We start from the raw sequence: 15,389 nt of genomic DNA on the forward strand, positions 1-15,389 counted from the left end.
CGAATACTCACCCCACGGCGCATCGACCGGCACCCGAATGAGAGCGTGACCTCGACCACCGAGGGCTGGCCACACGTGGAAGACTCGGACCGGGCCGGACGTCACAAGCGGTCGGCAGACGGGCGCCGCCGGGCGTACGGCGAGACGTGGGATGGAGACGAACAGTGCCGGGAGTGCGTAACCTGACGCAGGTCGAGGCGACCGAGCGGGCCCGCCTGCTCGAGGTGACCGGATACGACATCAGGCTGGACCTGTCGACCGCCGTGCTGGCCGCCGACGGCCGTACCTTCCGGTCGACGACCGAGGTCAGGTTCCGCTGCGCCGAGCCGGGGGCGAGCACGTTCATCGAGGTGGCCGCCGAGTCGGTGCGGTCCGCCACCCTGAACGGCGCCCCGGTGGACCTGTCCGACTGGTCGGCGGAGAAGGGCCTGATCCTGTCCGGGCTGGCCAGCGACAACACCCTGGTCGTCGACGCGGACTTCGCCTACTCCAACAGCGGGCAGGGGCTGCACCGCACGGTCGACCCGGTCGACGGCGAGACGTACCTCTACAGCCAGTTCGAGACGGCCGACGCGCAGCGGGTGTTCGCCTGCTTCGACCAGCCCGACCTCAAGAGCGTCTACACCTGGCACGCGACGGTTCCGGCGCACTGGCGGGTCGTGTCCAACATGCCCGTGCAGAACGAGGAGCCCGCCGGCGAGGACCTGAAGACGCTCCACTTCACCGAGTCGCCGCGGATGAGCACGTACATCACCGCGCTGTGCGCCGGCCCGTACCACGAGGTGCGCGACACCCACGACGGTATCGACCTGGGTGTGTTCTGCCGGGCGTCCATGTCGCGCTACCTCGACTCCGACGACCTGTTCCTCATCACCAAGCAGGGCTTCGACTTCTTCCACGAGAAGTTCGGGGTGCGGTACCCGCTGCCGAAGTACGACCAGCTCTGGGTGCCCGACTTCAACGCCGGCGCGATGGAGAACTTCGGCTGCGTGACGCACGCCGAGTCGCACTACCTGTACCGCTCGCAGGTCACCGACTACGAGTACGAGCAGCGGGCCAACACGATCCTGCACGAGCTGGCGCACATGTGGTTCGGTGACCTGGTCACCATGCGCTGGTGGAACGACCTGTGGCTGAACGAGTCGTTCGCCGAGTGGGCCAGCCACTGGTGCAACACCAACGCCACCCGGTTCACCGAGGCGTGGACGACGTTCCTGTCGATCCGCAAGAACTGGGGTTACCGGCAGGACCAGCTCTCCTCCACCCATCCGGTCTACACCGAGATGCCGGACATGGAGGCCGTCGAGGTCAACTTCGACGGCATCACCTACGCCAAGGGCGCGAGCGTGCTCAAGCAGCTCGTCGCGTACGTGGGCGAGGAGCCGTTCGTGGCGGGGCTGCGGGCGTACTTCGGCAAGCACGCGTGGGGCAACGCCACCTTCGACGACCTGCTCACCGAGCTGGAGGCCGCCTCGGGCCGGGAGCTGCGCAAGTTCGCCGCGCAGTGGCTGGAGACCGCGCAGGTCAACACGCTGCGCCCGGAGGTGACCATCGGCGCCGACGGCACGTACGAGCAGGTGGTCGTCCGGCAGGAGGCGCCGACGGCGTACCCGACGCTGCGCACCCACCGGATCGGCGTCGGCCTGTACGACCTGGCCGACGGCCGGTTGGTCCGCCGCGAACGGTACGAGGTGGACGTGACCGGTGAGCGGACCGACCTCGCCGAGCTGCGTGGCGTCCGGGCGGCGGACGTGCTGCTGCTCAACGACGACGATCTGAGCTACACCAAGCTGCGCCTGGACGACCGGTCGATGGCGACGGTGGTGCAGCACATCGGCGGCTTCGACTCGTCGCTGGCCCGCGCGCTGTGCTGGACGGCCGCGTGGGACATGACCCGCGACGCCGAGCTGGCGACCCGCGACTACGTGGCGCTGGTGCTGGCCGGGCTGCCCGCCGAGACCGACATCAACCTGGTCACCGCCACCCTGCGCCAGGCCACCACCGCGCTGACCCTCTACGCCGACCCGGCGTGGGCGCCCACCGGCTGGGCGGGGCTGGCCCGCACGGCGAAGGACGCGCTCGCTGCCGCCGAGCCGGGCAGCGGCTTCCAGCTCGCCTGGGCCCGGGCGTTCACCTCGGCCGCCCGCTCGGAGGAGGACCTGGCCACGCTGCGTGGCTGGCTGGACGGCACCGGTGCGCCGGAGGGCCTGACCGTGGACACCGAGCTGCGCTGGACGGTGCTCGGCGCGCTGGTGGCCAACGGCGCGGCCGGCGCGCCCGAGATCGAGGCGGAGCTGGCCGGCGACCGTACGGCCAGCGGCGAGCGGGAGGCCGCGTACGCGCACGCGCTGGTGCCGACGGCGGAGAACAAGGCCGCCGTGTGGGCGTTGCTGACCGGCCCGGACTCGCTGCCGAACTGGCGGAACCGGGCGCTGTTGCAGGGCCTGGCGCACCCGGCGCAGGTGGAGCTGGTCACCCCGTACCGGGAGAAGTACTTCGCTGCGGTCGGTCAGGTGTGGGCCAGCCGGGACAGCGAGCCGGCGCAGGAGTTCGCCCAGCTCGCGTACCCGACGTACCTGGTGGACGACGACACGGTCACCGCCACCGACGCGTGGCTGGCCGGGGACGGCAACCCGGCACCGCTGCGTCGCCTGGTCGCCGAGGGCCGTGACGGCGTGCTGCGGGCGCTCAAGGCCCGCGCGAAGGACGCCGAGCAGAGCTGACACAGCGAGTACGCGGCCCGGGCCGGCGTGGGGGCGAACCCGCGCCGGCCCGGGCCATTATGGTGACGAGAGGAGGTGAACGTGATGGCACACCCGACCTACGAGTGGCGGCCCCCCGCGCGCGCGTGGCGCGAGCAGGACCTATCCGACCTGCCTGAGGATGGGAACCGCTACGAGATCATCGACGGGAGCCTGCACGTGACCCCTCCAGCCGGTCCCGAGCACCATGAGCTGGCGGACGACATCCGGATGGCGATCCGCCTGGCGGCGCCCACGGGTTGGCGGGTGATCCGGGAGATCGGGGTGCGGATCCCTGGCGGCAACCTCATCCCCGATCTGACGGTGTTGCGGCCCAACGCACCGCGTGGGCGGATGTGGGCCGAACCGGCAGACATCGCTCTCGTCCTGGAAGTCGAGTCGACAGGAAGTCGTCGCCACGATCACTTCACCAAGCCGGCCCTCTACGCCGAGGCGGGCATCGCGCACTACTGGCGGGTGGAACGGGGCAACTTCGGCCCGGTGGTCTACCGCTACCGGCTCGGCGAGGGCGAGCACTACGATCTGTTGGGCACCCTGGGTCCGGACGACCCGGTGAACGTGGACGAGCCGTGGCCGATGAAGCTGGACCCGTCGGCCTGGCCGCGCTGAGATACCCAGACACACCGAAGCCCGACCCGCTCGCAGCGGGTCGGGCTTCGTCGTACGAGGGGCGGGCTCAGCCCTTGCCGGCGTGGCTGGCGAGCTGGTCGAGCCCGTTGATGATGCCGCCGGCCAGGTCGCCGCCGCTGAACGCGCCCACCATCGAGAGCGCGGCCAGCTTGGCGTACGTGTCGGGGATGCGCTTGCGCGCGTGCCGTCCGGTGACGATCTCCAACTGCCGCTGGTTGGGCGACAGGGCGATCAGCACTGACTTGTCCGGGTCGGCGAGCTGGCGGTGCAGCCGCTGCGCGTGCTCCCGGATCGGCTCGTCGAGGCCGCCGACGAACACCGAGAAGACCAGGCCGGTGCCCTTGTCGGCCAGGCGCAGGGCCTCGTCGATGCGCAGCAGCTGCCGGGTCGAGAACGGCCCGTCCAGCACCTCGGGCGGATTCTCCGTCCCGGTCTGCTTCTCACCAACGGTCACTTGCGCCTCCGGTTCCACCGGCCGGCGCCTCGACGCTGGCCTGCTCTAGCTTGTGGCTGGTCAGCGCGGGCGCCTGCGCGCCCGCCGTCAGCGCGGTGCCGGCCGAGTCGGCCAGCTGCTCCGGGCGGCCCAGGAACCAGACCGGAGTGAAGTCGAAGGGCCGGCCCGGCCGGTAGCGCTTGGCGCCACCACCACCGCCGGTGGCACCCCCACGACTACCGGCGTACGTCAGGCCGGCGATCACCAGCACTGCCGCCAACGGGATGCCGACGAAGACCAGCACCGTCTCGGTAACAGACAATCCCAACGCCCCCAGGCGGAAGAAGGACCTCGAACAAGCGGGTCGGATGGACGATCATGATGGCGACCGGCCAACTCCGTCGCCATTCACGTTAGCGGAGTCGGCGGCCCGCCAGATTGCGGGGTGCCGATCCCATCCGTCACTGGCGTGCTCCAATTGCGCAGCGGTAGCGATGAGCCGCGCGTCGTCGCCGTACCGGCCGGTGAGCAGCACCCCGACGGGCAGCCCGTCGGTGCTCGTGGTGGCCAGGGGCAGGGAGACCGACGGGTCGCCGGTGACGTTGAAGATGGCGCAGTAGGGCGAGAAGCGCCGCTGCCGGTCGAAATCGGCCGCCGGGTCGCCGTCGGCGGTGAACCAGCCGACGGGCGCCTGCGGGGTGGCCAGGGTGGGGCAGAGCAGGACGTCGCAGTCGGCGGTGCGGGCCGCGCCGAGGCGTACGTGCGCCTGTAGTTCGCCGAGGGTCGCGGACAGCGTCCCCGCGGACACCTCGGCGCCCCGGGCGCGTAGCAGCCGGGTCAGCGGCAGCAGCTCCGATTCGCGGTGCGCCGGGACGGGGGCGAGCGCCAGGACGTACCAGATGATCTCGAAGAGCGGCCACACCGCAGGCGTGAGCGGCGGCGGCACCTCGACCACCTCGTGGCCGGCGGCGGCGAGCAGCGCGGCGGCGGAGTCGACGGCCGCGACGCAGTCGGGGTGCACCGGCTCGTCGGCGAGCATCGGCGTGGTGAACCGGCCGACCCGCAGGCGGCCGGGCTCGGCCCGCCGGGCGGCGGCCAGGTATCCGCCGGGCGGCGCGGGCGGCGACAGGTAGGGCTCCCCGGGCACCGGGACGGCCATGACGTCGAGCAGCGCGGCGACGTCGGCCACCGTCCGTCCGATCGGCCCGCTGGTGGGCAGCCCGAACGCGCCGGAGCCGAGCGGCCCGCCGGAGACCAGGCCACGGCTGGGCTTGTAGCCGACCAGGCCGCAGAGCGACGCCGGGATGCGCAGCGAGCCGCCGCCGTCGGACCCCTGGGCGACCGGGACGAGGCCGGCCGCGACCGCCGCCGCCGCGCCGCCACTGGAACCACCGGCGGTGTACGCCAACTGCCACGGATTGCGGGCCGGTGGCGCGACGCGGCCCTCGGAGTAGAGCGAGCAGCCCAGCTCCGAGGTGGTCGTTTTGCCGAGGCTGACGAGGCCGGCGGCCTTGATGAACCGGACCACGTCGGCGTCGACCGGCGGGACGAAGTCGGCGAAGGCGGCCGAGCCGAAGGTGGTGCGTACCCCGGCGGTGAGGGTGAGGTCCTTGATGGCGGTCGGTACGCCGTGCAGCGGGCCGCGCCCCTGCGCCGGCGCGGCGTCGGCGGCGCGGGCGGCGGCGCGGGCCAGCTCGGGGGTGACGGTGACGAACGCGCCCACGGTGTCGCCGAGCGCTGCCACCCGCCGCAGGTGGTGCTCGACCAGCTCGACGCTTGACAACTCGCCGCGCGCGACGGCGGCAGCCTGCTCCAAAGCGGTCAGGTCGTGCGGCTCGGCCATGTCCTCATCCTGCCGCCCGCCAGCGCCCGGTGCACCCGACACGCGGGCCGACGAAGCGGCGCTGGTCAGCCGTACAGGAAGCGCCGGGCGTTGGTGGCGCGGAGCTTGTCGCGCTGGGCGTCGGTGAGGAAGTCGGCCGCGTCGACCACCGCACCGGCGGGCCGCTCCCCCAGCGGGTACGGGTAGTCGCTGCCGACCAGCACCCGGTCCTCCCCCAGCGTGTCCACCAGCAGCCGCAGCGCCGGTGCCGCGAAGACGACCGAGTCGACGCTGAACCGGTCGACGTAGCTGCTCGGCGGGGCGACGGACGCGCCCCGGACCAGGTCGCCCCGGCGGTGCCAGGCGTTGTCGGCCCGGCCCAGCCAGAACGGGAAACTCCCGCCACCGTGCGCGAAGCAGATCCGCAGCGACCCGGGCACCCGGTCGAAGACGCCGCCCAGGATCATCGCCAGCACCGACAGGTGCGTCTCGGCCGGCATGCCGCTGAGCCACCGAGCCATCCACCGGTCCAGCCGTGGCCCGTCCGGCATGTCCCACGGGTGGACGAAGACGGGCGCGCCCACCTCGGCACAGTGCTGGAGGAAGGTGACCACACCCGCGTCGTCCAGGTCCCGGTCGCCCACGTGGTTGCCGATCTCGACGCCCACGTGCCCGGCAGCCAGGCTGCGGTCCAGCTCGGCGCAGGCGGCGTCCGGGTCCTGCAGGGGCACCTGACAGAACGGCACCAGCCGGCCGCCGCCGGCCGCGGTGACCTCAAGGGTCAGGTCGTTGAAGATCCGGGCGACCTTCACGGCCTGGTCGGCAGGACGGTCGTAGCTGAAGAAGACCGGGGTCGGCGACACCACCTGCACGGCGACGCCGTCGGCGTCCATGTCGGCGAGCCGGCGGGACGCGTCCCAGCACTCCGCGCCGATCGGGCGGAACTCCGCCTCCCCCACCATGATCATGGCGGCGCGTTCGGAGTCGACCCGCAACCACGGCCAGCCGGTGCCACCGCACGCCGCCCCGAGGTCCGGCCACCCCTTCGGTACGACGTGCGTGTGCACGTCGACCACACCAGCGGGCATCAGCCCTTGCCCGGGTGCAGGGTGCCGCAGTTCGCGCAGGTGCGCGCCGACTCGTCGGCGTAGAACGCCTGGAACACCGGCGGCAGGTCGGCGGCGATGTCGCGGACCTGCAACTCGACCTCGTGCACCTTGTGCCCGCACTCCGGGCAGTACCACTGGAACGTCTCCAGCGTGCCCTCCTCGCGGACCCGCTCGACGACCACACCGATCGAGCCGGCCTCCGGTCGCTGCGGCGAGTGCGGGGTGTTGCGCGGCAGCATCCACATCTGACCCTCGCGCACGTGCACCGTGCGCGGCCCCTGCGGGGTCATCAGGTTGATGTGCATGTTGCCCTTGACCTGGTAGAAGAACTCCTCGTACGGGTCCACGTGGAAGTCGGTGCGCTGGTTGGGGCCGCCCACCACCATCACGATGAAGTCGTCCCCGCCGGGGAACATCTCCTTGTTGCCCACCGGGGGCTTCAGCAGGTGCTGGTTCTCCGCGATCCAGCCCGGAAAGCTGAACGGCTCGGCGATCTCACTCACGACTGACCTCCCGAGGGAAGAAGGGCCACGGCCTGGATCTCGATGAGCAGGTGCGGGTGCGGCAACTGGTGCACCGCCACCGTCGTACGGGTGGGCCCGGACGTGTCGAAGAACTCCGCCCAGACCTCGTTGTAACCACCGAAGTCGTTCATGTTGACCAGGTACGACGTCACCTGGACGAGGTCGGTGAGGTCCGCGCCGACCGAGCGCAGCAGGTCCCGGATGTTCTCGATCACGGCCCTGGTCTGCGCCCGGATGTCGAGGTTCGTGGTGCCGAACTCGTCCACCTCGACACCGGCGAAGCTGTTGTCCGGCCGCCGGGACGACGTACCGGAGACGAAGACGAACCCACCCGCCACCTTGACGTGCGGAAAAGCCCCCCGAGGAACCGCCTTCCCGGCAACGACCACCCCGCTCACGACGACGCCCGCAACGACGCCGTGCCGAGCTTCTCGACGACCGCGCGGACGTGCGCGCCGGGGCGCAGCGGAACGGCGGCGGTGGCCGCGCCGGCCAGGAATACCCAGCCCGGTTCCAGTCGCACGCCGTGCCGGCCCGCCAGCCGGATTCCCTCGTCGAGCGCGCGACGCGGATCGCCGAGGATCGCCGCCGTCGAGCCGACCTGGGCCACCCGTCCGTCGATCTCCAGCAGGACGCCCAGGTTGTCCAGTCCCGCCGGCACCGGGGACCACGGGCCGATCACGAACGCGGCGGCGGAGGTGTTGTCCGCGATGACGTCCGGCAGCGAGAACCGGAAGTCGGCGTACCGGGAGTCGATCAGCTCGATGGCCGGGGCGACCGCGCGGACCGCCGTGGCGAAGTCGCCGACCGGCTCACCCGGCTCCGGAAGCCGGTCCAGCAGGAACGCGACCTCCGGCTCGACCCGGGGATGGATGTACGCGGACGGGTCGACCACTCCGCCGTCGGGCACCCGCATCGCGTCGGTGAGCCGCCCCCAGATCACCTCGTCCACGCCGACCTGGGCCATCTTCGCCTTGCTGGTGAGCCCCATCTTCAGCCCGACCAGCCGCTCACCGGCGTCGACCCGGCGCTGCGCCAGGGCGGCCTGCACGGCGTACGCGGCGTCCACGTCGAGGCCGGTCTCGGCGGCGAGCTGCGGGATCGCGGTGGCCGTGGCGGCGGCCGCGCCCAGCTTCTCGGCGATCCCCGCGATGTCCGGTCCGATCATGCTGCCTCATCCTCCGTCCGCGACCGCTTCGTGCCGGCCAGGTCGAGTGCCACGTCGACGATCATGTCCTCCTGGCCACCGACCATCCGACGCCGGCCCAGCTCGACCAGGATCGAGCGCACGTCCACGCCGTACTTCGCCGAGGCCCGCTCGGCGTGCCGCAGGAAGCTGGAGTAGACCCCGGCGTAACCGAGGGAGAGCGTCTCCCGGTCGACCTGGACGGGCCGGTCCTGCAACGGGCGGACAAGGTCGTCGGCGGCGTCCATCAGCGCGAACACGTCGCAGCCGTGCTTCCAGCCGTGCAGCTCGGCGACCGCCACGAAGACCTCCAGCGGCGCGTTGCCGGCGCCCGCGCCCATCCCGGCGAGCGACGCGTCGACCCGGACGGTCCGGCCGTGCGGCGCGTCGGGGCCGGTCGGCGCGGAGCCGAGGACGCGGCCGTGCTCGACGGCGAGCACGCTGTTGGCCACGCCGAGGGACAGGTTGTGGTGCGCGTGGATGCCGATCTGCGTCCGGGGTTCGAGCACCTGCCGGTACGCGTCGACGCGCTGCGCCACGTCGGACATCAGCAGCCGGCCGCCGGAGTCGGTGACGTAGACACAGTGCGCCCCGTACGACTCCATGAGTTTGGCCTGCCCGGCCAACCCGGCCGGATCGTTCATGTGCGACATCATCAGGAACCCGGCCACGTCCATGCCGTTCTCCCGGGCCCAGGAGATGTGCTGGGCGGAGATGTCCGCCTCCGTGCAGTGGGTGGCGATGCGGACGCTCGTCACCCCGAGGGCCTTGGCGGCCTTCAGGTCGGCGATCGTGCCGATGCCGGGCAGCAGCAGGGTGGTCAGTTTCGCCGTGGTCAGCACCTCGGCGGCTGCGGAGATCCACTCGGCGTCGCTGGCCGCGCCGTGGCCGTAGTTGACGCTGGACCCGGCGAGCCCGTCGCCGTGCGCGACCTCGATGGCGGCCACCCCGGCGGCGTCCAGCGCGGCGGCGATCGTGCGCACCTGGTCGACGCTGTAGCGGTGGGCGATGGCGTGCATGCCGTCGCGCAGGGTCACGTCCTGGATGTACAGGTCCGTCATGTCACCGCTCCCGTCGCACGCAGGGCCACCAGCCGCTCGGCGGTCCGCAGCGCGGCCGACGTCATGATGTCCAGGTTGCCGGCGTACGCCGGGAGGTAGTGGCCCGCGCCGGAGACCTCCAGGAACACCGACACCTGCAACGCGGTGAGCTGACGCCCCAGCGACGGCAGGTACGCCCGCACCCGGTCGAACTGCACGTCCTGCTTGAGCCGGTAGCCGGGGACGTACTCCTGCACCGCCGCCACCATTTCGCTGACCGAGGCGGCGATGGCGGCGGTGTCGGCGTCGGCGTCCGGGCACAGGCAGTAGACGGTGTCCCGCATGAGCAGCGGTGGGTCCGCCGGGTTCAGCACGATGATCGCCTTGCCCCGCTCCGCCCCGCCGACCACCTCGATGGCCCGCGCCGTGGTCTCGGTGAACTCGTCGATGTTGGCCCTGGTGCCCGGGCCGGCGGACTTCGAGGCGATCGACGCGACGATCTCGCCGTACGCCACCGGGGTGACCCGACCGACGGCGGCGACGATCGGCACGGTCGCCTGTCCGCCGCAGGTCACCATGTTGACGTTCGGCTCGTGCAGGTGCTCGTCGAGGTTGACCGGCGGCACCACGTACGGGCCGATCGCCGCCGGGGTCAGGTCGACCACCGTACGACCGTACGACCGCAGCACCTCGTCGTGACGGCGGTGCGCGCCGGCCGACGTGGCGTCGAAGACCAGCTCGACGTCGGCGAACTCGGGCATCGCGACAAGGCCGTCCACGCCGTCGGCGGTGGTGACGACACCGAGGCGGCGGGCGCGGGCCAGGCCGTCGGAGGCCGGGTCGATGCCGGCCATCGCCACCATCCGCAGGCTGTCACTCAGCCGCAACACCTTGATCATCAGGTCGGTCCCGATGTTTCCGGAACCGAGCACCGCCACACCGGTCACTGGTTGCCTCCAACGCTGAAGCAGGTGCGCACCGAGCCGAGCCCGGAGATCCGCGCCTCGTACGCGGCCCCGGGGGTGACGGGCACCATCGGCCCGAGCGCCCCGGAGAGCACCACGTCTCCGGCACGCAGCGGATCACCGGCCCGGGCGAGGGTGGCGGCCAGCCAGTGCAGGGCGTGCAGCGGGTTGCCCAGGCAGGCCGCGCCCGCGCCGACCGAGACCGGCTCACCGGCGTGCTCCAGCACCATCCCGCACAGCCGCAGGTCGACGTCGGCGAGCCGGCGGGGCGTGGTGCCGAGCACGAACAGCCCGCTGGACGCGTTGTCGGCGATCGTGTCCACGATGGAGATGTCCCAGCCGGCGACCCGTGAGTCGACGATCTCGATGGCCGGCAGCACGTGGTCGACCGCGCGGATCAGGTCGACCGTGGTGATCCGCTCCTCGGCGAGGTCGCCGCCCAGCACGAACGCGATCTCCGCCTCGACCCGCGGCTGGAGCAGCCGGTCGATCGGCACCTCGACACCGTCGCCGACGGCCATCTCGTCGGTCAGCAACCCGAAATCCGGCTGGAACACCCCGAAGGTCTCCTGCACCGCCCGGGACGTCAGCCCGATCTTCGCGCCGACGCGGCGCTCGCCCCGGCCCTGCCAGGCCCGCGTCTGGAGCTGCTGCACGCGGTACGCGGACTCGACGTCCCCCTCCGGCAGCAACCGGCCGCGCAGCGGCGGGCACGGCTTGCCGCTGCTGCGCGCCTCGGCCAGCTCCCGGTTCGCGGCCTCGATGTCGGCTTCCACGTTCACTCCCCCGGTCACGACAGGTCCACGCAGACGTTTGTGAGTTCGGAGTAGAAGTCCAGCGAGTGCACGCCGCCCTCCCGACCGATGCCGGACGCCTTCACCCCGCCGAACGGGGTGCGCAGGTCCCGCAGGAACCAGGTGTTGACCCAGACGATGCCGGCGTCCAGCCGCGCCCCGGCCCGGTGCGCCACACCGACGTCCCGGGTCCACACCGTCGCCGCCAGGCCGTAGTCGGTGCCGTTGGCCAGGGCGTACGCCTCGTCCTCGGTGTCGAACGGCGCGACGTGCACGACCGGGCCGAAGATCTCCTCCCGGTTGGTGCGGGCGTCCGCGCCGAGACCGGCGAGCACGGTCGGCTGCACGTACGAGCCGCCGTCGCGGGCGTCGCCGAAGGTGGGCGTACCGCCGCCGGTCAGCACCTCGGCCCCCTCGGACCGGGCCAGCTCGTACGCCCCGAGCACCTTGGCCCGGTGCTGCGGGGAGATGAGCGGCATGGTCGCCGTCGCCTCGTCGGTGGGCCAGCCGTACGTCAGTTCGCCGGCCCGCTTCGCCAGCCGGGCGGTGAACTCCTCGAAGACCGGCCGCTGCACGTAGATGCGTTCGGTGCAGAGGCACACCTGACCGCCGTTGGTGAAGCTGGACCGCACCGAGCCGGCGACCGCCGCGTCCAGGTCGGCGTCGGCGAAGACCAGGCCGGCGTTCTTGCCGCCCAACTCGAAGCTGACCGCCTTCACCCCGTCGGCGGCGGCCCGCATGATCGCGCCGCCGGTGGCCGACTCGCCGGTGAAGGTGATCGCGTCCACGCCGGGATGACGGGTCAGGAACTCCCCCGCCGAGTCCGGACCGAACCCGTGCACGAGGTTGAACACCCCCTCGGGTACGCCGGCGGCGGCCATCACCTCGGCCAGCACCGTCGCCGAGGCGGGCGTCTCCTCGCTGGGCTTGACCACCACGGCGTTGCCGCAGGCCAGTGCCGGAGCGACCTTCCAGGTGAGCAGCAGCAGCGGCAGGTTCCACGGCACGATGACGGCGACCACGCCGACCGGCTTGCGGACCGCGTAGTTGAGGGCCCGGCCGCCGGTCGGGGTGACAGTGGTGAACGACTCGGTGGGCGCGGTCGCCACGATCTCCGCGAACGCCCGGAAGTTCGCCGCGCCACGCGGGATGTCCAGCGTACGGGCCTGGGCGATGGACTTACCGGTGTCGGCGACCTCGGCGGTCACCAGGTCGTCGAAGCGGCGTTCCAACTCGTCGGCCACCCGGCGCAGCACCTCGGCGCGCTCCCGCTCGCCCATCCGGCCCCACGGGCCGCGCAGGGCCGCGCGGGCGGCGGCGACCGCGTCGTCCACCGTGGACCGCGACGCCTCGGCCACCTCGAAGACCGGCTCCCCGGTCACCGGGCTGACCTTCGTGAACGTCGATGATCCGTCGACGAACCCGCCGCCCACGAAGTTGCGCAGCAGCGGCGGCCCGGCCGGCGCGCGGCCGGTCATCAGCGCCGGGTCCCAGACGTTCGTCACGCGCGCCTCCCTCGGTTGAGCACCGCCGTGATCGCGCCGGCCAGCAGCAGCGCCGCCCCACCGGCGACCGCGCCGAGCACGCGGTGCTGCCGGCGCACCCGGCGGCGCACCTCGGCGTACGGGGTGGTGGAGAAGGACACCAGCTCGTACTGCGAAACGTACCGGCCGGGCAGGGCCCGTTCCAGCGCGTGCTCCACCCGCCGACGCGCCTGGAAGACCGGTGACGCGACCTTGTCGCGCATCTCCACGAAGTTGGTCAACGCCATCTGCGCGATGGCCTCGGCGTTCTCCTGCCGGCGACGCTGGAACAGCGGCAGCGCCGCCGTCCACTCGTCGCCGCACTCGTCCAGACAGCGGTCCAACTCGACGACGTCCTCGAAGGCGCAGTTCGCGCCCTGCCCGTAGAACGGCACGATGGCGTGGGCCGCGTCACCGATCAGGCCGACGGTGCCGTTGACCTGCCAGGGCGTGCTGCGGACCGTGCCCAGCACACCGACCGGGTTGTGCTGGTAGTCGTCCACCAGGGCGGGGGCCAGCGGAATCACGTCCGGGTACTGCTCGGCGAAGTGCGCCCTGATCGCGGCCGGGTCGTCCAGGGCGGCGAAGCTGCCGGCCCCCTCGTTGGGCCAGAACAGCGTGCACGTGAACGAGCGGTCCGGGTTCGGCAGCGCGATCATCATCGACGTGCCCCGTGGCCAGATGTGCAGGGCGTCCTCGTCGAGCGCGAAATCCCCGCCCAGCGGCGGGATCGTCAGCTCCTTGTAGCCGTAGTCGAGGAAGTCCACGCTCTCGCGCAGCAAGCCGTGCGCCAGGAGCTGCCCGCGTACGGCGGAGCCCGCGCCGTCGGCGCCCAGCACGACCGACGCCTTGGCGGCGAGGAGTCCCTGCGGGGTGTCGAAGCTCAGCGAGCCGTCGGTCGGGTCGAGCCCCACGAGACGATGGTCGAAGACCACCCGTACCCCGGGCAGCGCGGTCGCGGCGTCCAGCAGAGCGTTGTTCAACGCGCCCCGGCTGATCGAGTTGATCGCCCGGTCGCCGGCCGCGCTGTACGACTGGAACTGCGGCTCGCCCTCCACCGGGTGGATCATCCGGCCACGCATCGGCAACGCGTCGGCCATCACCTGCTCGGCCAGGCCGATCCGCCGCAGCGCGTCCAGCCCTCGCTCGGAGAGCGCGAGGTTGATCGAACGTCCCCGCTCGGCCGTACCGGCGCGCGGGTCCGGCCGTCGCTCGTAGAGGGCCACCGGATAGCCCCGCCGGGCCAGGTAGCAGGCTGCCAGGCACCCGGCCAGGCCGGCGCCGATGATCGCGACCTCGTCGCGCCGCGCCGTCATGGGTTCACCTGTCCCACCGTGGCCTCCAGCGCGGCAGCGGCCCGCCAACAGTCGAGGTACGTCGAGTAGAGCGGCACCGGGGCGAAGCGGACCACATCCGGCTCCCGGGCGTCGGCGATGACGCCGTGTTCGTACCGTAGGCGTTTGGTCAGCTCGGCGGCGTTGCCGGCGCCGACGCGGACCGAGAGTTGGCAGCCCCGGCGGGCCGGGTCACGCGGGGTGACCACCCGCAACGGCCGGTCGGCGGTGACCTCGTCGAGCAGCGACTCCAGCCAGCCGGTGAGACGCAGGCTGCGGGCCCGCAGCGCCGGCATCCCGACCGCGTCGAACAGCTCCAGCGAGGTACGCACCGGACCCATCGCGAAGATCGGCGGGTTGGAGATCTGCCACGCCTCCACGGTGGACGGTGGCCGGGAGACCGGCGTCATCTCGAACCGGGTGGCCGCCGCCGTGCTCCACCAGCCCTCGAAGCGGGGCAGGTCGGGATCGCCGAGGTGGCGCTCGTGCACGAAGACGCCGGCCAACGCTCCGGGACCGGAGTTCAGGTACTTGTAGGAGCACCAGGCCGCGAAGTCGACGTCCCAGTCGTGCAGCGCGAGGGGCACGTTGCCCACGGCGTGCGCCAGGTCCCAGCCGACCACCGCGCCGGCGGCCCGACCGGCGGCCGTGATCGTCGGGATGTCCAGCAGCTCACCGGTGAGGTAGTTGACGCCGCCGAGCAGCACCAGCGCCACCCGGTCGCCCTCGGCGGCCAGGTAGTCGGTGACGTCCTCGGTGCGCAGCGCGTCCTCGCCGGGGCGCGGGCGCAGCCGGACCACGGTGTCGTCCGGGTCCAGGCCGTGGAACCTGGCCTGACTGCGCACCGCGTAGCTGTCCGAGGGAAAGGCGCTGTCCTCGATGACGATGCGGGTGCGCGCGCCGGCCGGGCGGTAGAAGCTGACCATCAGCAGGTGCAGGTTGACGGTGAGCGAGTTCATCACCACGGCCTCCGCGGGCCGGGCGCCGACCAGTCGGGCGGCCGGGCCCGTCAACAGCTCGTGGTACGGCAGCCAGGCGCGCTCGGCCTCCAGGTGCCCCTCGACGCCGAGCCGCCCCCAGGCGTCCAGGTCGGCGAGGAGTTCGTCGCGGGTGGCCCGGGGTTGCAGACCGAGCGAGTTGCCGGCCAGGTACGCCGACTCGGCGTGGTCGCCACCGTCGGCGGGTGGCACGTGGAAGAGGTGCCGGTGACCCGGGTCGGCCTCGTCGAGGCGGTGCGCCTCGTCAACAGGAATGTGCATGTCTCGCT

General features: G+C 72.3%; 15 protein-coding genes. 2 read left to right on the plus strand and 13 right to left on the minus strand.

What is annotated here, in order from left to right; translation table 11 throughout:
• The first annotated feature begins 173 nt into the window (after positions 1–173).
• Together pepN and ACTFTM_RS25860 are read left to right on the plus strand one after the other, a co-directional pair.
• Positions 174–2,723, plus strand: coding sequence for an aminopeptidase N (pepN, locus tag ACTFTM_RS25855; RefSeq protein ID WP_449563021.1), 2,550 nt, complete (start codon positions 174–176; stop codon positions 2,721–2,723).
• Between the two features lie 84 nt (positions 2,724–2,807).
• Positions 2,808–3,371, plus strand: a complete 564-nt coding sequence (locus tag ACTFTM_RS25860) for a Uma2 family endonuclease (RefSeq protein ID WP_449563022.1) — start codon at positions 2,808–2,810, stop codon at positions 3,369–3,371.
• 67 nt (positions 3,372–3,438) lie between these two features.
• On the opposite strand, the gene ACTFTM_RS25865 is transcribed toward ACTFTM_RS25860, so the two are convergent.
• The 13 genes from ACTFTM_RS25865 to kynU form a co-directional block, all read right to left on the minus strand.
• Positions 3,439–3,846 carry a DUF5130 family protein gene (locus ACTFTM_RS25865; protein WP_357133566.1) on the minus strand — a complete coding sequence of 136 codons (408 nt, stop codon included), beginning with the start codon at positions 3,844–3,846 and terminating at the stop codon, positions 3,439–3,441.
• Positions 3,833–4,153, minus strand: coding sequence for an aa3-type cytochrome oxidase subunit CtaJ (gene ctaJ / locus ACTFTM_RS25870; RefSeq protein ID WP_449563023.1), 321 nt, complete (start codon positions 4,151–4,153; stop codon positions 3,833–3,835). The genes ACTFTM_RS25865 and ctaJ overlap by 14 nt, the downstream gene beginning before the upstream one ends.
• Before the next feature lie 48 nt (positions 4,154–4,201).
• The gene (locus ACTFTM_RS25875; protein ID WP_449563024.1) at positions 4,202–5,668 is read right to left on the minus strand and encodes an amidase; all 1,467 of its coding nucleotides are present in this window, start codon (positions 5,666–5,668) and stop codon (positions 4,202–4,204) included.
• A 65-nt stretch (positions 5,669–5,733) separates the two neighbouring features.
• Positions 5,734–6,735 carry an amidohydrolase family protein gene (locus ACTFTM_RS25880; RefSeq protein WP_449563025.1) on the minus strand — a complete coding sequence of 334 codons (1,002 nt, stop codon included), beginning with the start codon at positions 6,733–6,735 and terminating at the stop codon, positions 5,734–5,736.
• A complete protein-coding gene (locus ACTFTM_RS25885; protein WP_355052291.1) occupies positions 6,735–7,259 on the minus strand; it encodes a 3-hydroxyanthranilate 3,4-dioxygenase in 525 nt (174 codons plus the stop codon). Before ACTFTM_RS25885 ends, ACTFTM_RS25880 begins: the two co-directional genes overlap by 1 nt.
• On the minus strand, positions 7,256–7,678 hold the full coding sequence (locus ACTFTM_RS25890; RefSeq protein ID WP_449563026.1) for a RidA family protein: 423 nt from the start codon (positions 7,676–7,678) through the stop codon (positions 7,256–7,258). Before ACTFTM_RS25890 ends, ACTFTM_RS25885 begins: the two co-directional genes overlap by 4 nt.
• On the minus strand, positions 7,675–8,448 hold the full coding sequence (locus ACTFTM_RS25895; RefSeq protein WP_449563027.1) for a 2-keto-4-pentenoate hydratase: 774 nt from the start codon (positions 8,446–8,448) through the stop codon (positions 7,675–7,677). Before ACTFTM_RS25895 ends, ACTFTM_RS25890 begins: the two co-directional genes overlap by 4 nt.
• A complete protein-coding gene (gene dmpG / locus ACTFTM_RS25900; protein ID WP_449563028.1) occupies positions 8,445–9,527 on the minus strand; it encodes a 4-hydroxy-2-oxovalerate aldolase in 1,083 nt (360 codons plus the stop codon). Before dmpG ends, ACTFTM_RS25895 begins: the two co-directional genes overlap by 4 nt.
• A complete protein-coding gene (locus ACTFTM_RS25905) occupies positions 9,524–10,453 on the minus strand; it encodes an acetaldehyde dehydrogenase (acetylating) (protein WP_449563029.1) in 930 nt (309 codons plus the stop codon). The genes dmpG and ACTFTM_RS25905 overlap by 4 nt, the downstream gene beginning before the upstream one ends.
• Positions 10,450–11,247, minus strand: a complete 798-nt coding sequence (locus ACTFTM_RS25910) for a 2-keto-4-pentenoate hydratase (protein WP_449563030.1) — start codon at positions 11,245–11,247, stop codon at positions 10,450–10,452. Before ACTFTM_RS25910 ends, ACTFTM_RS25905 begins: the two co-directional genes overlap by 4 nt.
• 14 nt (positions 11,248–11,261) lie before the next feature.
• Complete coding sequence (locus ACTFTM_RS25915; RefSeq protein ID WP_449566728.1) at positions 11,262–12,743, minus strand: 2-hydroxymuconic semialdehyde dehydrogenase; 1,482 nt, start codon at positions 12,741–12,743, stop codon at positions 11,262–11,264.
• A gap of 23 nt (positions 12,744–12,766) precedes the next feature.
• Positions 12,767–14,104: an FAD-dependent oxidoreductase gene (locus tag ACTFTM_RS25920; protein ID WP_449563031.1), complete on the minus strand. Its 1,338-nt coding sequence runs from the start codon at positions 14,102–14,104 to the stop codon at positions 12,767–12,769.
• On the minus strand, positions 14,101–15,381 hold the full coding sequence (gene kynU / locus ACTFTM_RS25925) for a kynureninase (protein WP_449563032.1): 1,281 nt from the start codon (positions 15,379–15,381) through the stop codon (positions 14,101–14,103). The genes ACTFTM_RS25920 and kynU overlap by 4 nt, the downstream gene beginning before the upstream one ends.
• Positions 15,382–15,389: the final 8 nt, after the last annotated feature.

The organism is Micromonospora sp. RB23 (assembly GCF_053585025.1).